The organism is Luteolibacter luteus (genome assembly GCF_012913485.1).
In the GTDB taxonomy this organism is placed as follows: Bacteria; Verrucomicrobiota; Verrucomicrobiia; order Verrucomicrobiales; family Akkermansiaceae; genus Haloferula; species Haloferula lutea.
On sequence record NZ_CP051774.1, the window covers coordinates 3,985,198 to 4,007,161 of the forward strand.

General features: G+C 60.0%; 13 protein-coding genes. 11 read left to right on the top strand and 2 right to left on the bottom strand.

The genetic code is table 11. The features are described 5' to 3' along the window. Positions 1 to 303: 303 nt before the first annotated feature. From HHL09_RS16405 to HHL09_RS16435, 7 genes are all read left to right on the top strand, one after another. Positions 304 to 3,915, top strand: coding sequence for a hypothetical protein (locus tag HHL09_RS16405; protein ID WP_169455701.1), 3,612 nt, complete (start codon positions 304 to 306; stop codon positions 3,913 to 3,915). 22 nt (positions 3,916 to 3,937) lie between these two features. Further along, the gene (locus HHL09_RS16410; RefSeq protein ID WP_169455702.1) at positions 3,938 to 4,684 is read left to right on the top strand and encodes a hypothetical protein; all 747 of its coding nucleotides are present in this window, start codon (positions 3,938 to 3,940) and stop codon (positions 4,682 to 4,684) included. Positions 4,685 to 4,745: 61 nt separating this feature from the next. Then, entirely contained in the window at positions 4,746 to 5,435 is a 690-nt protein-coding gene (locus HHL09_RS16415) for a hypothetical protein (RefSeq protein ID WP_169455703.1), read from the top strand. Between the two features lie 74 nt (positions 5,436 to 5,509). Then, positions 5,510 to 10,921: a LamG-like jellyroll fold domain-containing protein gene (locus HHL09_RS16420; RefSeq protein WP_169455704.1), complete on the top strand. Its 5,412-nt coding sequence runs from the start codon at positions 5,510 to 5,512 to the stop codon at positions 10,919 to 10,921. 45 nt (positions 10,922 to 10,966) lie between these two features. Then, positions 10,967 to 11,215 carry a DUF167 domain-containing protein gene (locus HHL09_RS16425; protein WP_169455705.1) on the top strand — a complete coding sequence of 83 codons (249 nt, stop codon included), beginning with the start codon at positions 10,967 to 10,969 and terminating at the stop codon, positions 11,213 to 11,215. Between the two features lie 140 nt (positions 11,216 to 11,355). Continuing rightward, positions 11,356 to 11,889 (top strand): SprT family zinc-dependent metalloprotease, encoded by a 534-nt coding sequence (locus HHL09_RS16430; protein WP_169455706.1) that lies wholly within the window; start codon positions 11,356 to 11,358, stop codon positions 11,887 to 11,889. Positions 11,890 to 12,081: 192 nt separating this feature from the next. Next, entirely contained in the window at positions 12,082 to 15,021 is a 2,940-nt protein-coding gene (locus HHL09_RS16435; protein ID WP_169455707.1) for a c-type cytochrome, read from the top strand. On the opposite strand, the gene HHL09_RS16440 is transcribed toward HHL09_RS16435, so the two are convergent. After that, the gene (locus HHL09_RS16440) at positions 15,022 to 16,491 is read right to left on the bottom strand and encodes a sulfatase (protein ID WP_169455708.1); all 1,470 of its coding nucleotides are present in this window, start codon (positions 16,489 to 16,491) and stop codon (positions 15,022 to 15,024) included. A gap of 119 nt (positions 16,492 to 16,610) precedes the next feature. Between HHL09_RS16440 and HHL09_RS16445 the strand changes: the two genes are divergently transcribed. The 4 genes from HHL09_RS16445 (at position 16,611) to HHL09_RS16460 (ending at position 21,285) form a co-directional block, all read left to right on the top strand. After that, positions 16,611 to 18,158 carry a DUF1800 domain-containing protein gene (locus HHL09_RS16445; RefSeq protein WP_169455709.1) on the top strand — a complete coding sequence of 516 codons (1,548 nt, stop codon included), beginning with the start codon at positions 16,611 to 16,613 and terminating at the stop codon, positions 18,156 to 18,158. 28 nt (positions 18,159 to 18,186) lie between these two features. Then, entirely contained in the window at positions 18,187 to 19,494 is a 1,308-nt protein-coding gene (locus HHL09_RS16450) for a DUF1501 domain-containing protein (RefSeq protein ID WP_169455710.1), read from the top strand. Between the two features lie 63 nt (positions 19,495 to 19,557). After that, on the top strand, positions 19,558 to 20,502 hold the full coding sequence (locus HHL09_RS16455) for a DUF6807 domain-containing protein (RefSeq protein WP_169455711.1): 945 nt from the start codon (positions 19,558 to 19,560) through the stop codon (positions 20,500 to 20,502). Between the two features lie 12 nt (positions 20,503 to 20,514). After that, the gene (locus HHL09_RS16460; protein WP_169455712.1) at positions 20,515 to 21,285 is read left to right on the top strand and encodes an HAD-IB family hydrolase; all 771 of its coding nucleotides are present in this window, start codon (positions 20,515 to 20,517) and stop codon (positions 21,283 to 21,285) included. 65 nt (positions 21,286 to 21,350) lie between these two features. On the opposite strand, the gene HHL09_RS16465 is transcribed toward HHL09_RS16460, so the two are convergent. Beyond that, positions 21,351 to 21,926: an outer membrane protein gene (locus HHL09_RS16465; RefSeq protein ID WP_169455713.1), complete on the bottom strand. Its 576-nt coding sequence runs from the start codon at positions 21,924 to 21,926 to the stop codon at positions 21,351 to 21,353. Positions 21,927 to 21,964: the final 38 nt, after the last annotated feature.

The window sequence follows — 21,964 nt, forward strand, 5'->3', positions numbered from 1 at the left end:
GGCTTGAGAACCAGTGCGCCCACCAAGCGAAGATATAACGTTTACGGGTGAGGGAAATGTCCGCGGATCAAACGCAGTTGGGTTTTTGTCCGAATAATTGTGATTCCTTTTGGCGCAATCATACCGGCGTTAACCGCATGGATACAAGCGTTCACGAAATTACATGGTAAGGTCTTTCACGAAACTCAAGAAACGTCCCGTGGTAGTCCCCCCCACACCCGCCGGGAGCTCCCCGTTCCGGAGGAAGGCTGACAGAAAAACACGTTTGATGTATTCTCAAAGTAGGTACACGATTCTCTTGTGATGAAACCCAATAGATCCAATCGCCCCCGTCGGCGCGCGTTGCGCCGCGGTTTCGCCTTGGTCATCTCACTTTCGCTCATGGTGCTGCTCACCGTGCTCGCAGTGGGTCTCTTGACTTTGTCCGCAATGTCGCTTCGTGCGAGTGGAGCGGGGGAAGCTAGGGCAGAGGCTGAAGCGAATGCCCGGATGGCACTCTTGATGGCCATCGGTGAGCTGCAGACTTCGATGGGCCCCGATCAACGGGTTTCAGCGCGCGCATCTTCGATTAGCGAGAATGCTGCCGAGCCAAACATGCTGGGAGCATGGGATGGCTGGCGATGGGCTCCGGGCTCCGGCAGCCCCAGCTATTCCGAGAAGAAGCGAGGCTTCCGCCGCTGGCTGGTTTCGAGCGCTGACCAAAATGTGGTCGAGTCGGTGGATTCCTCCCCGAGTGAACTCGCCGATCCAGTATGGCTGATCAATCCCGAGACTGTGGGGTCGCCCTCCGGCACTTCCCGTGGACCAGGTCTGCGCGGCAGCAAGGTCCCGATGGAACTCTCCGAGACCCGGAAGGGCGCCTACGCCTGGGCAGTGATGGACGAGAGCTTGAAAGCTCCGGTGCAGCTTGAGGACAGGCTGACGGAGAACGGCCAGCCTCGCGATTTGACCAATGGTGAAAAGATCGCCCAGCGGCAGGCTCCGATGCGTGCCCGGCCGGAGCAAATCCTGGCCGCGCTTTCCCCCGAGAAGCTTGGCGATCCTGCCAAGCTGGTTTCCGTAGATAGTGCCGTGATCGCCGCCGAACTCAACGGCGGCCAAGGCTCGGGCAAGGAGATCCTGAAATACCAAGCGGATGTGACTCCTTACTCGGTGGGCTTGCTTACCGACACGGCGAACGGTGGCTTCAAGACCGACCTGACCACGATCTTCGAATCATCGACCGCTTCGCCGAACGTCAACGACCAAGCGACCGTCTACGGTACCGTGAACGACGGCGCACCTCGCTGGGACTACCTTCGGAGTCACTACCAGCTCAATCGCCGCGTTTCGGGTGCTGCCACCGGCAATCCGACGCTTACCCTGAGCAGTTCGACGGATCTTCGTCCTGCAGCCACAGGTATCATTGCATCACCCTCCACCGAGCGTCTTCTCCCGGTGGTGGCGAAGTTGCAGGTGATGTTCTCGATGGTGTCGCACTACGCGCACATCGGCGACCGCGTGACTTTCTTCAATACCAAGGGCAACCCGCTGGGGAATACCAACTATGGCGTCCCTCACTTGGCCTATGACCCGGTTGTCACGCTCTACAATCCGTATGACGTGACCCTCAATCTTCAGAAGCTGCGCATCCGCGTGTGGGATCCGCCGGTTCTCTTCGCGATGAAGAAGAACACCGAATGGCTCCGCCCTGAATTCGGTTCGGGTGATTTCCACGGCTTGGCCCGCTTCCAGATCGCCAACGAGAAAAACACTGCAGCGCGCCGCTTCTTCACGATGTATCTGCGCGAGATGTCGGGCTCCGTTCCGGGCAAGGCGATCACCCTGCAGCCGGGCGAGGTGAAGGTGTTCTCTCCATGGGTCGAGACCGACTGGACCTGGGGCAAGGAAACGGCTGGTGGCTACACTCCGAAGACTTTCTTCGACTGGGATGCCGCGCTCGACTTCGGCAACAAGGATGGCCGCACTGGCCAGACCTTCGGCCTTGAAACGGTTCCTGGTTGGGACCCACGTGCCGGCCTTCAAGCGGACCACCTGAGCTACGCCAGCCGCCCGGATCCAACCCGCTACGATTTCGAAAAGAGCAACAACTGGAACGGTGGATGGCTGGGCATCAAGATCACCGATACGTTCACCGTCCAATCCAAGCCAGGCAAGGCTCACACGAATGCCAGCCGTCCTGACTTCCGCGTCGATATCCTTGCTGGCTCGGTCAACGACTACGTCCAAGCAAACCCGGTCCAGAGCGCCGAGAACTCGCGCGATATTCTTCGCACCTACCAGTTCCGTTTCTCCAACCCGACCGCGGAAATGAGCTCGAACCCCTCGAACCCGGTGATTTCCCGGACTTTCAAGGTCGGCGACATCCTGCAGGCCCCCGGCGACAAGACCGTGGGTGGCAAGACTCCCTTCGCGATCCTCACGATGGGCGCGAAGACCACCACCGACCCGCGTGACGTTTCGATGCCATGGCTTCACAACCATCCGGTGATGGAAGGTGCTGACCAGAACAGCACCAAGGTGGGCAACGCGCTCGATACCTACGATGTGAGCGTGAACGAGGTGGCGGACTTCGCCAGCTTCCCGAACGGTATCGAAATCGATCCGGGTTCGAACCGCGGTTTCTTCGGAGCCAGCTCCTTCTCCACCCGTGGCGTCACGAACGTGCCAATGTTCCGCGTGCCTCTGATCCCGGCTGCCAGCTTGGGTGATCTGATTCCGGCGAACCTCACTGCAAGCGCCAACCTGCCACGCGTGACCCACGCTTTCGGCAACTCCCGCTCGCATCCGCTGATCCCGAGCAATGCCGTCAGCAAGGGTGCCCTGATCAGCACCGGCCAGATGCTCGACCATTCCTACCTGCTCAACGATGCGTTGTGGGATAGCACCTACTTCTCCACCGTCGCCAACTACAGCAACTCCCTCGTCTCCGGTCCGAATCGCGGTAATCTGCTTACCGAATTCCTAAAGGGTGAGAAGAAGCTGCTCAATCCGCGCCTGATGCCCATGCTCAGCGGTAGCGGCGGTCCGGAAGAAGTGGCGTCTGAACTTGATGGAAGCGATGACGTCGAGTTGAGCCGCAAGCTTGCCAGCGTCCAAGCGATCCAAGGGCCTTTCAACGTGAACTCCGACTCGGTGGAAGCTTGGAAGGCATTCCTCTCCTCGCTCCGCGACAAGGATCTGCTCGGCTGGGGCAATACCGACAAGTCTCCCGATGGCAAGACCGGTTTCCCGCGCGCCACCCTGCCGCTGGCTGGCGATCCGCTCAGCAACAACTCCCAGAGTTCGATCGCGGTTGCCGGTCAGGCTCGCTGGGCCGGTTTCCGTGCCCTTGACGACGACCAGATCGCCACGCTTGCAACGAACATCGTGAAGGAAATTCGCCTTCGCGCAGCCGCAGACAGCGCTCCCTCGACGACCGTGGGTGAGTTCGTGAACCGCCGCATCGGCGCAGCGAGTGCCCTGCAGGTGAAAGAGGGCCTGATCCAGACCGCGATCAATGAGTCGGGCATCAACGGCTCCATGCACGCCGATGACTCGAAGGATCTTCGCAGCACCACCGTGGATGGCTCCCGCTTGACGGGTATCGCGAATCCGGATGCCCGTGCCGGCTATTCCGGCGAAGGTGCTCCCTCGATGCTCACCCAAGGTGACATCATGATGGCACTGGCTCCGGTGATCACCGTGCGCGGCGATACCTTCCGGGTGCGCGCCTATGGCGAATCCCGCAATCCGGAGGGCGAAGTCATCGCCAAGGCATGGTGTGAAGCGATCGTGCAGCGCGTTCCGGAGTATCTCGATTCCGAGGACAAGGCGGAAGTGAAGCCGGGTGCCCTGCAATCTGAGGTCAACCAGCGTTTCGGACGCCGTTTCAATATCACCTCGTTCCGCTGGCTTTCTCCCGAAGAGGTGTGATCTTGAGGGCCGAACCCGACCGATGAAAATCCGCAATCTCGCACTTCTCGCGCTGTCCCTGATCTCGGTCAGCGCCGTTCAGGCCCAGCAGCCGGCTCCGGCCGCTCCGGGGCAGCAGGCTCCCGCTCCTGACCAGGGGATCCGCGTGCGTGGCTTGGCCTTCCAGCTCGCCACCACGCCTACCGACGTCTTTGTCCACGATGCCGTTCCGGCTCCGGGGATTCTCGGTGCCAAGCTGGATCTGAAGGTCTACCTCAATCACGAGTTCAGCCTTCTTCCGATCAGGGGCAAGAGCGTGGTCATTACCAAGAGTTCTGACCCGGCGAGCGTCAAGGACACGGCAAGCGTTCTCGCGAAGGCCACCTTGCCGGATAACTTCAAGAACGGGATCTTCATGTTCCTGCCTGGTAGCGGCGCTACGGGTGCCACGCCGTATCGCGTGCTGGTGATCGACGATAGTACCCGCGCATTCCCGCGTGGTTCCTATAAGGTGATGAACCTGAGCCCGGCGACCGTGCGTATCCAGCTTGAGAAGGAGACCTTCGAATTCAAGAGCGGCGAAATGAAGCTGATTGAAGATCCGCCGACCGGAGAGAACCAGAGTTCGGGCATGCGGGCATTCTCCCAGTTGGGAAGCCAGTGGCAGAAGATCGGCTCCGGTATCTGGCCGCATCCGGGTGACAAGCGGGGCCTTCAGGTCCTCTTCGAGAATCCCGGAACCAAACAGATCCAGCTTCAAGGCATCCGCGACGTTGCGGTTGAGTATTGAACCTCTTCACGCCGCGTTCCTCCCGGAACGCGGCGTTCTTGTTTCCAAACCCTGCAAACCCATGAAAATCCGCTTCGTGATTGCGATCGCGGCGGCGGCGATCTCTTGGGCCCTGCCTGCGGCAGGTGCTCCTGAAGAGTATCGCGTCCGCGCGCTCAGCTTGCTGCCGACTCCGCCCGCCGAGGTTCACCTGCACGATGCAGGCGGAAAGGGAACGGCCGGTGTGGTTCATCCCAAGTCTTTCCTGAACCACGAATATGAACTCCTGAAGACCAAGGGTGGTGCCGTCGTGCTGACCACCAAGGCCGATCCCGGGAGTGTGAAGGTGGACGGAGACGTGGTGGGTGAATGTGAACTTCCTGCCAAGGCCGGCTCCTACATTCTCTTGATGTTACCCGAGGATGGGTCCGAGACGAAGTCGAAGGTCGTTGTCGTCGATTCGAGCGCCAAGGCTTTTCCTCCGGGCTCTTTCAAGGTGATCAATACCACGACCGTGCCGGTAAAGATCGAGCTCGAGGGTAAGCCCTTCGAATTCGCGGCGGGGGAAACCAAGCTCATCGAAAAAGCCCCGATGGGCGAAAACCAGACTGCGGGCATGAAGGCGAGCTTCGAGCGGGACGGGAAATGGACCACCATTTCTTCGGGCGTCTGGCCTGCTCCCGGTGACAAGCGCGTGCTGCAGATCCTGATTGAGAGCGGTGCCAACAAGCGCATCGAGCTGCGCGGCATCCGTGACGTGGCGAAACCCTGAGCCGCGTCTTCCCCCCTCCATAACGTGAAGCCGGGCACTCACCCGGCATTGGTGCTGTACGTCCGCATTTTTCCATGAATCGATTCTCTCGCGTTTTTCAGTCTCTGCCCGGGTTTGCTCTCAAGGCGAGCTTGGCGGCGGCCTGTGCTGGCGCAGTCATTCCGAAAGCGGGGGCCGATCTGGTCCACCGCTGGTCCTTCACCCACGTGGTTGGAAATGCGCCGGATGGAACTAGCCTGACCGATTCGGTCTCGGGCGCGGTGGCAACGGTGCAGGGGAACTTCTCCGCCTTTGATGGGACGCAACTGATTCTTCAGGGCCCGGCTGGAGAGAATACCACCGTGGGAAATCGCTCGGCGAATTTCATTTCAGGTTACGTCGATCTGCCGAACGGGATCATCTCCTCGAAGACGAATCTCTCGGTCGAAATCTGGGCCACTCCGCTCTCGATCCGCACTTATCAACGCCTGTTCGATTTCGGGCGTGTAACCGGCGCAGGTTTGGGTGGTGCCACCGGAGAGGTGGTCGATGTGGTTGGGACCACACCGGGAAATACCACGGCATCGGACAACCTGATGCTCTCCTTCTGCCGGGGGGACAATCTGGACCAGCAGCGTCTGGAAGCAGTTCTGGATGGCGGTAGCGCGGCTACGGTGGACACCGGGGAGGTGACGGACGCGGGCACCCAGTATCACTACGTCATGACCTTCGAGGATGGCGCAGGAGCCTTTGGGGCTGCCGGTGGCCGGATGACTTGGTATCGCAACGGCATCCAAGTCGGTTCCGGTGACGTGGCTTTCCATCTTTCCCAACTGGAAGACGTCAACAACTGGCTGGGGCGCTCGCAGTGGGGAGCCGACCGCAATAGCCACGCGGCTTACAATGAGGTCCGCATTTACAACCACGTCCTGAGCTCGGCGGAGATCGCGACAAATCTCGCAGCGGGTCCAGATGTCATCGGCACACCGCCGGAGCCCGAACCGGCACCGGTTCCGGACCATCTTTGGGTGTTCAATGATGCGGCGGATTCCACGGTTTCGCCGGGACTCTCGTTCACGGATAGTGTGGGTGGCATGGTTGCGACCCTTCGCGGAAATGGCGCGACCCTCACCGGCACTTCCCTGCGCCTACCCGGCTCTAGCAATGGCGACCAAGCCGCTTCCACCATCTCCGCTTATCTGGATCTTCCGAACGGGCTCATCTCCGCGCAGCCCAGCATTACGCTCGAAGCATGGGTCACCCCGCTTTCTTCGAAAGCCTACCAGCGGCTCTTCGATTTCGGTCGCACCAATATCACCAGGGGCACGGGAGCGGCACCCGGAGAGATCATTGATGGCAGCGGTGCGCCAGGTGCCTTTGGCGGCTATGACAACTTCGTGCTCTCGCTGAATGTCGCGAACAATCTCGGGACGCACCGTTTGGAGGGGCAGATCAACAACGGAGAAGCGATCTTCACCGATTCCACGGCGGCGACTGCCACGGGCACGCAGTATCATTACGTCCTGGTGCTTCAAGATGGCGCGGGAACTTACGGCGCAAACGGTTCTCAGATCCGGTGGTATCGCAATGGGGTCCTCCAGAACACCCTCAGTCTCGCCTTCCATCTGTCCCAGATGCAGGACGTGAACAACTGGATCGGGCGGTCCCAGTATTCAGGCGATTCCTGCTCGAATCTCTCGCTGAACGAATTGCGGATCTACCGGCGCGCGATCACTCCCGGGGAAGTCACGGCGAGCTATCTGGTGGGACCGGATCTGAATTCCGGTCCGTCCGAGCCCCCGGTGCCGGCGCCTGCCCCCGTGCACCGCTGGTCCTTCGATGGGAATGCCGGTCCGGTGGTTTCTGGCACGTCCTTCCATGACAGCGCTTCAGGGGAAACGGCAACGCTCATGGGTGCGGGCGGTAGTCTGAATGGCAGTGCTCTGATCCTTCCCGGAACAACCAATGGCAACCAGACCGCCGAGAACATCTCGGCTTATCTGAATCTGCCGAACGGCCTGCTCTCGACGAAGAAAAGCGTGACCTTGGAAGCTTGGGTAACGCCGCTGTCCTCGAAAAACTGGCAGCGCATCTTCGACATCGGCAGCACCAGCCTCACCAGCGGCAGTGGTGCGGTTTCAGGCGAAATCATCGATGGTCCTGCAGCACCGGGTAATTTCGTCGCGGCGGACAATCTTCTGCTTTCGCTCAACAAAGACGGCGTTCTCGGGAGCCACCGCCTTGAGTCGCGTTTGAACGGTGGTTCGGTCCTTACCGTTGATACGGATCTCTCCGCTTCGACCGCCGTGGGTACAGAGCATCATTATGTGCTCAGCGTTCAGGATGGAGCCGGGGCGGCGGGGACCTCGGGCTGTCAGGCGAGATGGTACCGCGATGGGGAGTTCCAAGGGTCGCTCGACCTGAACTATCGGCTCGCTGACATGAAGGACGTCAACAATTGGATCGGCCGTTCCTTGTGGGCTGCCGATATGAACTCGAACCTCGCACTCAATGAGCTGCGGATTTACTCCCATGCGCTTTCCTTCGGGGAGATCACGTCGAGCTACCTAGCGGGAGCCGCCGCGGTTTTCCCGGCTCCGGTAACCCAATCGGATTCCGCGACAATCCATGCAGGACAAAAGGTGCGAATCCCAATCTTGGCGAATGACAGTGGCGCGATCAATCCGGGGTCGCTGGTGATCGTCACGCCTCCCGCTCACGGTACGGCGACGATCGATGATGAGGGGCGGATTCTCTATTCTCATGGTGGAGGATCGCAGGACGACAGTTTCGCGTACCGCGTGTCCGGCGAAGGCGGGATGTCTCCGGTCACAAACGTTTCGATTTCGGTCAGCAGTGAGCTGCGGATCCCAAGCCCCACGCTGAATGTCCCCTCGACGCCACCGGCGACGTCGATCCAAGTCGTGCCTGCTTTCCCTGGGGTCGGCTTCACCAAGGCGCTGTGCTTCGCTTCGCCTCCGGGTGATACGAAGCGGCTCTTCGTTTGCGAGCTGGGTGGCAAGCTGAAGGTCATCCCGGATGTGACGTCGGCCACGCCGAGTTCTTCGGAAGTGCTTGATATGCTTTCTGTCATCGCGAATCCGGCGCGCACGCCCGCGGAAACGATTACGCCCGGACCAGACGGAGAGTGCGGCTTGCTCGGCATCGCGTTCCACCCCGACTTCGCCAGCAACGGCTACTTTTATGTGACCTACTCGGTCGTAAAGTCCGGCTCGAGCGGCTGGTTCCAGCGCCTCTCGCGCTTCACGGTTCCGCCCGCCCAGATCGCCGCTGCCAATCCGGTGGCGGATCCCGCTTCCGAATTAATCCTCATCGAGCAGGCCGACCGCGAGGACAACCACAATGGTGGCGACCTGCATTTCGGCGCGGATGGCTACCTCTACTACTCCGTGGGCGACGAGGCCAACGCCAACGACAAATACGTCAATAGCCAGGACATCGATAAGAACATCTTCTCTGCGATGCTCCGCATCGATGTGGACAAGAAATCCGGCAACCTGGAACCGAATCCCCATGTTTCAGTGCCCACGGATGCGGGTCTCGCCCGCTATTCCGTGCCTGCGGACAATCCCTACGTGGGAGCCACCACCTTCAATGGCCTGCCGGTCAATCCGGCAGCGGTGCGAACCGAGTTCTGGGCCGTCGGGTTGCGAAGCCCTTGGCGCTTCTCCTTCGATCCCCCCACCGGCGAGCTCTGGCTTGGTGATGTGGGTCAGGATCAGTATGAAGAGGTCGATCTGATCGTGAAGGGCGGCAATTACGGCTGGGTCTACCGTGAAGGCCTGCACAATACCAATTTCAGCAACCCGGTACCGCCCGCGAAGCCTGCCGGCTTTACCTCGATCGATCCGATCTACGAGTACGTCCATAATGGCATGGCGGGCGATTCCAACTACAAGGGGAACTCTGTGATCGGCGGCGTGGTATATCGCGGGTCCCGGATTCCCAGCCTCTACGGTGCCTACATCTTCGGCGATCAAGTCTCGGGTAACATTTGGTCGCTTACCCGGGAGGGAGGTGTTCCGGGCGGCGCAGTTACAGTGCAACGCATTGGCGGGCAGGCTTTCCTTTCGAACTTCGGGAAGGATCCTTCGAATGGAGACGTGCTTGTTTCGGACTATTTCGGTGGCCGCATCATGCGCATCGTCTCCTCCACGCCCGATGGAAGCTTCCCGACCAAGCTGAGCGAGACCGGATTGTTTGCGGATCTCACGGATCTCTCGCCCTCGCCTGGTGTGCTGCCCTATGAGCCAAACCTGACTTTCTGGAGCGACCACGCCGTGAAGCGCCGCTGGTTCGCGATCCCGGACCTTCCCGGAAAAATGACATGGTCCCGCGATGGGACGTGGAGCTTCCCGGACGGACAGATCTGGGTGAAACACTTCGACCTTGAAACGGAGGGTGGCAATCCGGCCTCGCCAAAGAAACGGATCGAGACCCGCGTGCTCGTGAAAAATTCCACCGGGATGTATGGTGTCAGCTACCGCTGGAACGAGGCCCAGACCGAAGCGACCTTGGCGGCAGACGGGGGTGAAGATTTCCCGGTGAATCTCACGGTGGATGGCCAGCCGTATTTCCAGCAATGGCGGATTCCCAGCCGGGCTCAGTGCCTCACCTGCCACTCGCCGCAAGCGGGTCATTCGCTGTCCTTTGACACCCGGCAGCTTAATTTGGTGAAGAACATCAATGGCTTTCAGGGCAACCAACTCGATCTCCTCAGGGAGGCTGGCTACTTCTCCAATGCTCCGGCCTCCCCCAATCTCCTGCCGCGGCACCTCAGGCCGGATGAGGCGAGCTATCCTCTGGAGGAGCGGGTTCGTTCTTACCTCGCGGTGAATTGCTCCTACTGCCATGCCGGTACCGGCGGTTCGGCGCCTGCCTCGTGGGATGGACGCCATCACCTGACGCTGGAGCAAACCGGGCTCATCAACGGCGACGCGAACGCCAACGGGGGAAATGCGCTGAACAAGCTGATCGTGCCGGGTGACACCACGCATTCGATTATCCTGAATCGCATCGCGGTGACCAATGGCTTCACCCGCATGCCTCCTCTCGGGAGCAATGAGATCGATCATGCCAGCGTGGCCATGCTCACCGCTTGGATCAATGGGCCTGCGACCACCCGTCAGACCTACCCTGAATGGAGGCAGGAGTTTTTCGGCGTGTCCACCGATGGCGATCCAGCTGCTGATCCGGATGGAGATGGCGCGAGCAATCACGACGAATTCCTCGCGGGTAGCTCTCCCCTGAATGGTGCCAGTGCTCCGGGATCCAGCATTACCCGCAACGGGTCGAATGTGTCGCTTGGTTTCTCGGTTCCGGAGAACCGCTCGGTGAAAGCCGAGACTTCTCTGGATCTCAGCAACTGGTCGCTGTGGGACATTCCCGGGAACGATGGAGTTTCGTTGCCTGCCGGTGCCCATTCGCTTGAAGGGAGTTCGCCTGATGCAGCGCGTTATTTCCGTCTCCGGATCGAAGAACGCTGAGCGTTCTTCCTTTGGCAGGCGGGGAGGACCGGCCATGCTCCGCGCATGCAGATCCGCGTGCTCGCCGTTCCGAATTCCAAGACCAGCGAGGTCGTTGGCTGGGAAGATGATCCGCGTGCGGGGAAGGTGCTGCGCGTGAAAATCGCCGCGCCGCCTGTGGACGGAAAAGCGAATGCGGCGCTGCGTGAATTCCTTGCGAAGCATCTCGGCGTTCCGAAATCGCGGGTGACTCTGGAGAAAGGCGACAGCGCCCGTATCAAGACCCTCACTGTCCCCGATGATGCGGTGTGTTAGTCGCAGCGGGTACTTGGAAAAAATCCAACAGGAAAATTCGCTACCGCATTGCCAGTCGGCAAGTGTCTTGCTAGTAGCCCGCTTGGATGGCGTGGTCGTTCCGACAGATGGAGTTCGCTTGGGGAAGAAGATCCCGGGCCGTGGCACCGTCATCGGATCGGAACAGGGGGGGGAAGAATGATGGTGGACTCACCGAATGGTGCCGCGAAACCGCGGCCTCGATGGGCTTGCTGGAACTCTCACGGAAGGTGCGCGTCGGATGGAACTCCCGGATGCAAACGACAGCGGGCCGAGCGTGGTGGCCGGATCGCCTGATCGAGCTCAATCCGAAATTGAAGGAACTGCCGCCGGAAGAGATGTGGCGGACCTTGCGTCACGAGCTTGCCCACCTTGTTGCCTACGAGCGCGCAGGACGCCGCCGGATCGAAGTGCACGGCGATGAATGGCGTGCGGCCTGTGCCGAACTCGGCATCCCGAACGAGCAACCTTTCCACAATCTCCCCTTCAAGCGGAAGCGGATGAAGCGGAATTTCGCCTACATCTGTCCCCAGTGCTACACCACCATTCGGCGCGTGAAGAAGATCTCGCGGGTGGTGGCCTGCTACGCCTGCTGCCGGAAATACAGCGGTGGCCTCTTCGATGCACGCTTCCGGCTGGTGGAGGAGAAGCTGTAAGGGGCTTTTCGGCAGGCCGAGGCTATATTTTTCCATAGGACGCGGTCGGCGCATGTCCCGATTTTGGCGGGCATGACCGGGAATCGGCGGAGAAAGCGCTTCGGACCTACGTGAATGCGCGTGTTTGACTGAGCGAACGTCTTGAAAACGAGGCGAATTCGAGTCCGTATGGAGCCACGTATGCGACGATTCATGGCGGCGATCTGTGCCGTTTTCACTCTTCAGGCCGCGGAACTGCCCGCGAATGAGCCGGTGGCGCACTGGCTATGGAAAAGCGCGACCCCATCTTCCGGAGAGAAGGTCTACTTTCGCCGCGAGTTTGAACTGCCCCAGGACATTGCCAGCGCGGCCATCACCGTGGCCTGCGATGACTGGCACCGCATTTGGTTCAATGGCAAGGAACTCGGCTTCGCCGGGGATTGGACGAATTCACGGGGCTACGATGTTGTCGCTCACCTCAAGCAGGGTGGCCGGAACGTGATCGCCGTGGAGGGGCGGAACGAGCAGGGCGCTGCGGCGATGGCCCTGAGATTCCGCGCCACCCTGAAGGACGGCCGGAAACTTTACGTGATGTCGGATGGGAATTGGAGCTGCAATACCGAGGCTCCGGAAAACTGGCCGAGTCCCGATTTCTCCGATGATGCGTGGCCCAAGGCGGAGGTCGTCGGCAAGATGGGCGATGCTCCTTGGGGAACCCTGATTGCGCCGGAGGGCCATGGGCCGGCGGCACCGGAGGACGTCACTTCCAAGTATCAGGTTGCGGCGGGTTTCAAACTGGAGCGCCTCTATCGCGTGCCGAAGGACCAAGGGTCTTGGGTGGCGATGACGGTCGACGGCAAGGGCCAGCTGCTCTGCGCGGACCAGTATGGAAAGATCTACCGCGTGAATCCTTCGAAGGATGCCTTTGGCAGCACCTCCGCGGAACCGACGAATATCCCCCTCAGTGGAGCCCATGGCCTGCTGTGGCACCAAGGTGTGCTCTACGTGACGGTGAATGAAGGGACCGATCAAAGTGGCGTCTGGCGGGTCACTGATACCAACGGTGATGGCGAGCCGGATAAGCCGGAACTTCTCAAGGCCTTCACGGGCCGTGGCGAACACGGACCGCACGGTCTGGCTGTTTCTCCGGATGGCCAGTGGATCTACTGCGTGCTGGGGAACCACACGGACTACACGCCGATGGACTCCTCTTTGGTATCGCTCAAGTGGGGCGAGGATCAGCTTCTGCCACGGCGCCCGGATGCGCGTGGCCATGCGCGGGATCGCTTTGCTCCCGGCGGCTACATCGTCCGCTTCAAGCCCGACAATTCCCACTGGCAGCTTTTCTCGATCGGTTATCGGAATCAGTATGACCTCGCCTTCAACCAGCAGGGCGACCTTTTCACCTATGATTCCGACATGGAGTGGGATCTCGGGATGCCTTGGTATCGTCCTACGCGCATCTGCCATGTCGTGCCGGGATCGGAATTCGGCTGGCGGAATGGCAGCGGCGTTTGGCCGGAATACTATGAAGATAGCATGGGCACGCAGCTTGATATCGGGCCTGGTTGCCCGACCGGCGTGCTTTCGGGGAAAGGGGCAAAGTTCCCGGCGAAGTACCAGCAGGCGATCTATGCGCTGGATTGGACCTACGCGACCATCCACGCGATCCATCTCGTCCCGCACGGCGGTGGCTACAAGGCCGAGCGGGAAGAATTCATCGCGGGCAGTGGCTTGCCACTCACGGATGCGGTGATCGGGCCGGATGGCGCGATGTATTTCCTCACCGGTGGACGCCGCACGGATTCCGCGCTGTGGCGCGTGACTTACGGTGGCGGCGACAAGGTGGATCCCGTGGAGTTTGCCAGCAAGACGCTGGAACTCGAAGACCGCGCGAAGGCGTGGGAAGCTCTTGGCTCGAATGAGCGTATTGTCCGTTACAAGGCTCACGTCGCGTTGGAGGCGGGGGATCCCGCGGAAGTAGCCGCGGAGCTGGCGACGGAAAATGATCCTTGGCGCATTATCGGCGGCGCGATGGTGCTGGCCCGCACCGGAGGCCCCGAGCATCGAGGTACCATCTTGGAAGCGCTAGGCCGCTTGGATGAATCGAAGACAGATCTTCAGCAGAAGCTCAATGCCCTGCGCGCCTGCGGCTTGGTTTTCATCCGTCATGGCGAGCCTGCTCCCCAGGAACGCGAGGGTTTGCTCGCCCGCCTGAACGGCGCGTTCCCCACCGGTGAGCCGGTTTTGGATCACGAGCTCTGCCGTATGCTTTGCTACCTGCAGGCACCCGGCATCGTGGGCCGCACCCTTGCTTTGATGGATGCCTCTGGCCCCACGCCAGTGCCGGATTGGCTCAGCTTGGCCAAGCGGAATGCGGACTACGGCAAAGTGGTGGAGGAAATGATCGCGAATCTCCCGCCGGCGGAGGTCATCCACTACATCTACTGCCTGCGGGTGGTGAAAGGTCCTTGGGAGCAGGAGGAGCGGAAGCGTTTCTTTGCTTGGTTCGAAAAGCTTCTTAGCAAGAAGGGAGGCGCCAGCTACGCCGGATTCATCGAGGACTTGAAGAAGGAGACTCTGGCGACCGCTACTCCCGAGGAGCGCGAGTGGATCGCGAAGCTCGCCACTGCCCCGGCGACGAACGCGCTGGCGGATCTTCCCAAGGCTCAAGGCCCGGGCCGCGAATGGACCATCGATGAGGTGGTCAAGCTTGCGGATGAAGGCCTGACCGGCCGTAACAAGGAGAACGGCCGGAAGATGTTCCAAGCCAGCCTCTGTGTCGCCTGCCACCGCTTCGGCGCGGAAGGTGGTGCTACCGGGCCGGATCTGAGCGCCCTCGGTGGCCGCTTTAACGTGCGGGATCTGGCGGAAGCCATTCTCGATCCGAGCAAGGTGGTGTCCGACCAGTATGCCTTTGATCTGATCACGAAGACCGACGGATCCCAGGTCACGGGCAAGCTGCTCGATGAGAAGGATGACCACTGGATCATCGCGACCAGTCCCTTTGACTTTAGCCAGACCGTCGAGATCGAGCGGAACCAGATTAAGGACAAGAGGCTCTCGCCGGTCTCGCCCATGCCGCCGGGCTTGATCAATAGCCTCAATCCAGACGAACTGAAGGATCTGCTGGCCTACATTCTCGGCAAGTGATCAGGGATTGATCCGTTTTGAACGAAGGGCGGCGTAGTCATCAAGTCGCCGCTCGAGTTCTTTTGACATGGAGGCTGCTCGCTCCGCTCGGTCGGTTGCGAGGTTCTTCGACTCGGAAAGATCCTTGGATAGATCGTAAAGCTCCGTGGAAGCATCCGCGTAGTTGTGGATGAATTTCCATGTTCCTTCATGGAGCACGGAAAAGTGGTCGTTGTTGTGACCGTGCGGGTAGTGGGTCACGAGCCATTGCGGGCGATGGTAGCTGGTGTCCCCCCTGAGGTAAGGAGTAAGATCATGGCCATCGGCGGAAGCGACGTCCTTCACTCCAGCCAGGCTGAGCAGGGTAGGGAAGAGGTCGGCGATGTGAACGAGATCGTCCGTGCGGGAAGCGGCTTGAACGGGCAGTGCGGATTGCAGCGGATTCACAGTGTCCGCTTTGGCCCATGAAGCGATCATCGGCACGCGCATGCCTCCTTCATAGCGCATGCCTTTCTTTCCCCGGAGCGGAGCATTGCCCGAGACTGCCGGATTCATGTTGTTGTTGGGGATCGGCGCATCCCCGCCATTGTCCGATATAAAGATGACGAATGTCTCGTCGGCGATTCCGAGTGCCTCGAGCTTGGCGAGGATGTCGCCGAGCGAGCGGTCCATCCCCTCGATCAAAGTCGCGTAAGCGTGTTGTGGAGGCGTGAGGTCGGGATAGTTTGCGGCGAAGCGTGGATCGGTCTGGAAGGGGGAATGCACGGCATAGTGGGCCATGTAGGCGAAGAACGGCTTCTCATCCTTGGCGGACTTCTCGATCTCGGCACATAGTTCTTGAGTCAGCACGTCGGTAAGGAATCCGTCGCTGCCTTGCCATTTTTCGAGGCCGGTGACGTGATTGGATCCCTTGCCGAAGTTTTCCTTTGCGAAATAAGACGCCGGATGACCGATCTCATTTCCGGCGATGTTCACGTCGAATCCAATCCCCTTCGGATCGGCTGCCCAGGTGCCCTTGCTGCCGAAGTGAGCCTTGCCGCAGTGAATCGTGTGATAGCCGGCGGCATGGAGAATCGACGGCAGTGGTTTCTCGGATTCGGCCATCCCCTTGCGTAACCATTCATCCGGCGAGCGCAGGTTCGGCACATCATTGTCACCATTCTCCGCGCCGGTCGGGCTGGTCCAATTCGTTACCCGATGCCGGGCAGGGTTTTTCCCGGTCATCAGGCTCACTCGTGATGGCGTGCAGACGGGGTGGGCGTAGGCTCTCGTGAACTTCATTCCGCGTGCGGCCAGTGCTTCCATATTTGGAGTCCGGTAGCGGCGGTTCAGATCCGTGGTCACGGGTTTGCCATTTGCATCATGAAGGAAAGGTAGCGAGGTATCTTGCCAGCCCATGTCGTCCACCAGGAAGACAAGCAGATTTGGCTGCTCCATGGCGGATGCGGTCCAACTGCAGCTGATGATCAGAAGTGAAACGAGTGCCTTCACGGATGCCGATACACCTCTCCGCAGCAAGGTCCTGCAAGGAATTTCCTGAAAGCGGCAAGGGCTTGCGCAACCATCCCGCCGCGCGGCGGTTACCCTTCCGCAACGCGACTCCTACCGCCATGCTCCAAGCTGCACCCGAAGAATGGACGATCTTCGAAGCCGCGCACCTGCTCCGCAGGGCCGGATTCGGCGGATCTCCCGATGAGATCAGGCTCTTTCATTCAATGGGTCGCCGGAAGGCGGTGGAGAGTCTGCTGGCCGCGGATGAAGAACTCGATGCCTTTCCTCTTCCTGGATGGGCGACGTCGGAGGAAGCTGCAGCTGAAGCCCGTGAACGGGTTGCGCAAGCCCGCGAACTGCGTCAGTTGACCCGCGATCTGTCTCCGGAAGAAGCAGACAGGAAGCGCCGCGAATTTCGTCAGAAGCAACAGCGGACGGAACGTCAGCATTCGGTCGAAGGCCAGGGTTGGTGGTTCAACCGCATGCTGAGAACTCATGCGCCCTTGCGCGAGAAGATGGTGCTTTTCTGGCACGATCACTTTTCCACTTCCTTCCAGAAGGTGAAGCAGCCGGTTCTGTTGATGAAACAGAATGAACTCTTCCGGAAATACGCCATGGGATCCTTCAAGGACCTCACGCATGAGGTCGTGAAGGATCCTGCGATGATGCTCTATCTCGACACGCAGAATTCGAGAAAAGGCAAGCCGAACGAGAATTTTGCCCGTGAGGTGATGGAGCTCTTCACTTTGGGTGAGGGGAATTACACGGAACAGGACATCAAGGAAGCCGCCCGCGCTTTCACCGGCTATCAGATCAATCGCCTCGATGGCACGGTCACCCATAACAAACGCCAGTGGGACAATGGCGAGAAGGCGATCTTCTCCAAGAAAGACCGCTATGACGGCGATGGAGTGGTGGACTTGATCTTCGAACAGAAGTCCGCAGCCACTTATCTTCCGGGCAAGCTCTGGGAATACTTCGTCGCGGAGAATCCGCCGCAGGAAGGCGTCGATGCCTTGGGCAAAAGCTTCCGCGCCGCGAACTTCCGAATCGAGCCACTGCTTCGGGAGATCTTCCTTTCGAAGGCTTTCTATGCGGAAAGCGTGATGCACAACCAGATCAAGAGTCCGATCCAGTATCTCGTACAGATGCTGAAGGAACTCGAACTCCGCCAGGCTCCAGCTGCTTACATCCTCTCCGCCCAGCAGCAGCTTGGGCAAGTTCTCTTCATGCCGCCTAACGTTGCGGGCTGGGACTGGGGAAAGGCTTGGATCAATACCAATACCCTGCTCTCCCGCTACAACGTCGCAGGCTTCATTACCAAAGGCTCTCAGGACGACACGCCTCTTGCCAATAATGATGACGGCGCAATGATGGACATGGAAATGGACCGCAAGCAGATGCGGGTCAGCAATGCCATGCAGCGCGCCGCGCAGCGCTGGGAGGGGCCGGACTTCGAAAGGATCGCGCCGCGTGAGCTGCGGGAGGATCCTGAGAAGCTAGTGGATGCTCTGATCTTCCGCTTCTTCCAGATGCCGCTCTCCGGGAAAGAGCGCGAGACCTTCGTCGAATACGCACGTTCGAAGAAGGGTGCCATCTTCACGAACAAGGAAACCGGCGAACTGTGTCACCTGATGCTGAGCACCCCTCGCTATCAGCTCGACTGAACCTGAATTTCCGAAACTGCTTCATCCGATGAAAACTCGACGCGAATTCCTCCGCTCGACCTTGCTTGGTGCTTCCGCGACTTGGACGGTGCCGATGTTCGTCGAACGCACCTTTGCCGACCTGCACATGGGTGCCCGCGACCTTGCGACCCAGCCGGTGACGGGAAAGGACGGTACGATCTTGGTCGTACTCCAGCTTGCCGGTGGTAATGATGGTTTGAATACCCTCATCCCTTTTGCCGACGACGCTTATCACAATGCCCGTCCTCGGCTGGCGAAAAAGGAGAAGGAGATCATCACGCTCGGTGATCACGTGGGCTTGAATGGCTCGATGCCATTTCTTGGCAGCCTGTTTAAGGAAGGAAACCTTGGTGTGGTCCAAGGCGTGGGTTATCCGAATCCGAATCGCTCGCACTTCGTATCCACCTCCATATGGGAAACAGCAGATCTTGAGAATCGCTCCAGCACCGGTTGGATCGGCCGCTATTTCGACAATGCCTGCTCCGGTTCTGATCCGACGGTCGGCATCAGTCTGAACAAGACCCAGCCCGAGTCCTTCGGTGCGATGAAGAATCCCGGAGTATGCCTTAGCTCTCCCGAGCTCTATCGCTGGATTCACGGCGGCGGCGAGAAGGCGCAGGCCGAGGAGTTCTTCGCTTCCCTCAATTCTCCGGAGGATGACGACGATAGCCCGGTTGATGGCGCATCAATCGACATGCCTGCAGGTGGGCGGACCGGTGGCATCGAGGGCGAAAGCAACCTCGCATTCCTGGAGCGTGTGGCGATGGATGCCCGGGTCAGCTCCGCCAAGATCCTTGAGCTCGCAGCCAAGTATAAGACGAAAGTCGCTTACGAGGGCACACCGATCGCCCGCAGCCTGAACATGGTCTCCCGTCTTATCGCCGGTGGCATGCCGACCCGCGTCTACTACGTGAGCCATGGTGGCTTCGACACCCACAACCAGCAGGTGAACTCGCACGACCGCTTGCTGGGCCAGCTTGACCGTGCGCTGAAGTCCTTCTTCGCCGATCTCAAGGCGCAGGGAAATGCGGAGCGTGTGGTGCTGATGACCTTCTCCGAGTTTGGCCGCCGCGTTGCGGAGAATGCCAGCGCCGGTACCGACCATGGTCGCGCGTCCTGCCTCTTCGTGGCCGGCGAAGGCGTGAAGGGCGGCCTCTACGGCAAATATCCAAGTCTTACCGACCTCGACCAAGGCGATCTCAAGCACACCGTCGATTTTCGCGGAGTGTACGCCTCCGTGCTGGAGGGATGGCTGAAGACTCCATCGAAGCCAGTGTTGCGGGGCGACTTCGCGAAGCTCGGCTTGATTGGATGATCCTGCCTCGCAAGACACGGATTTAAGCTGCAAGGCGGAAGCCGGAGGACAGTATTCGTGGTGATGAAACCCATGATTTCCTGCTTCGCCGCCGTGGCCGTGTTGGCCTGCCACGCTTCCGCTGCTGATGCGGTCACCGCGGTTCGGGAGGGGAGGCAGTTGGTGGTGCGGTCTGGAGCGAGAGAAATTCTCCGCTATCAGGCCGAAGAGGGTGAACTCCCACGCAAGGACATCAGGGAGATCTTTACCCGCGGCGGCTACATCCAGTCGATCCACTCGCCTGCGGGCAAGCTGGTGACGGATGATTTTCCGCCAAATCACCTGCATCACCACGGCATCTGGAGCCCGTGGACGAAGACGGAGTTCGAAGGCCGTGAGCCGGATTTCTGGAACATGGGCGACGGCAAGGGCCGCGTGGAATTCGTCTCGGTCGGCGAGACCTGGGCGAAGGACGGGAAGGTGGGATTCAAGACGAACCACCGCTTCATCGACATGACGGCGAAACCGGAGAAGGTGGCGCTATTGGAAACTTGGAACGTGTCGGTTGGCGCGGAAGAAAAAGCTTACGTCATCGACATCGACATTACCCAAACCTGCGCGACCGATTCGCCGCTGAAGCTGCCGGAGTATCATTACGGCGGTTTGGGATTCCGGGGGAATCGTGCTTGGGATGGTGCGGCAAATCTCAAGGTGCTCGCGGCTTCCGGCCTCACGGATCGGGACAAGGTGAATACCGCGAAGGAGCCGTGGTGCTGGGTCGGAGGTGAAGTGGAAGGTGCGGCTTGTGGTGTCACGATCCTCAGCCATCCCTCGAATTTCAGGGCGCCGCAGCCGATCCGGCTTCATCCTACGGAGCCGTTTTTCTGCTATGCGCCCCAGCAGACCGGGGCGATGGAGATTGTTCCCGGAAAACCGTATCAGGCGCGCTACCGGATCATTGTGACGGATGGCGAGGTGGACGTAGAGGCGATTAGGAAGTGGGCGGAGGATTACGCGAAGGTGAAGTGATGCGACTTCTTCTTGGCGAAGCCCATCCCCTGCGGGTTCAATTCCCGCGTGACCGATGACCTACGCGCCAAGTTCGACCGCGGCCTCGCGCTCTTCGATCTGGATGGCACCCTGATCGCTTGGGACACGCAGATGCTTTTCTGCGATCATGTCCTGAAGCGGGAAGGGTGGCGGCGTGCCTATCTGCTGTTCTTCTCCGCGTTCCTGCCGGCTGCGAAGGTGCTGGGCGATGAAGGGATGAAGCGGATTTTCCTTTGCTACCTTTGGCGCGTAGACCGGCAGAAGCTGGAGGAATGGGTGCGGGAGTTCGTGGCGAACTTCTTTCCCGGCCGATGCTATCCGGAGCTGCTGGAGAAGCTGAAGGCTCATCAGGAAGCGGGGCATCTCACGGTGCTCGCTTCCGCGAGCCCCGAGTTCTATGTCGTCGAGGTCGCGCGGGTGCTTGGCTTCGACATCGCGCTGGGCACACCGGTGGAGAGCGGGGATGTGATGCCGCTGCTGCCGGAGCTGACCAATCACAAAAGCGGGGAGAAAGTACGACGTCTCTCGGAGATCCTCGGCTCCCCGATCGAAGGCGCTTGGCCATCGAGTCATGGTTACTCCGATAGCACGGCGGACCTGCCGATGCTGGAGTGCTGCATGGAAAACACCCTGGTAAACCCGTCCTCGCGGCTTACAGCCATAGGCGAGAGCCGTGGCTGGGAGATCGTCCGCCCTGCCAAGCCATGGAAGGGCCGCGGAGGACATGTGGTGGAGGTGCTGCGGCGCATTGCGGGGCTGTAAAAAACCAAAGCCCCCCGGCATGCACCGGGAGGCTTTGGCAGAACAGGATAACAACCGTTACCGAATCAGAACTTGAAGCGGAGGCCCAGCTCCACGCCCACGTCGTCACCGATATCGACCGGAACGTTGAAGATCTCGCTGTCGTCCACCCAGATGTAGCGGGCGCCGGTGTAGATCTGGAAGTTAGAGGTCACGTCGTAGCCAACGCCCACGAAAGCCTGGGCGGTGAATTCCACGGAGTCATCGCTGAAGGGACCCACTTCGGTGTCCACGAACGCAGCACCAAGGCCGACGCCGCCGTAGACGGAGAAGCGGTCGTTGATGTTGTAGTCCAGCTTGTAGTTCAGCGTGACGGGGATGACGTCGGTGGTGAGGAAGGACTCGTCGAATTCAGCGTAGGCACCTTCAAGGAAAAGGGAGTGGGTGATCGGGCCGCTTTCAGCCAGCTTCAGACCTGCGTGCAGGGTGTAGTAGGCTTCTTCGTTGTCGATCAGGTAGCCGACGGAACCACCGGCGAACCAATTCCACAGCGACGGGGAGGCCGACGGAGCGGGGGTGTAGGAGGTGGTGGTGGACGTATCGCCGGCAAGGGCGGCTGCGCTCATACCGAGCGCGAGGCCAAGGGTAACAAGGGAGTTCATAACGATGCGATTTTCCCATTCGCCACGTTCATGGTAAA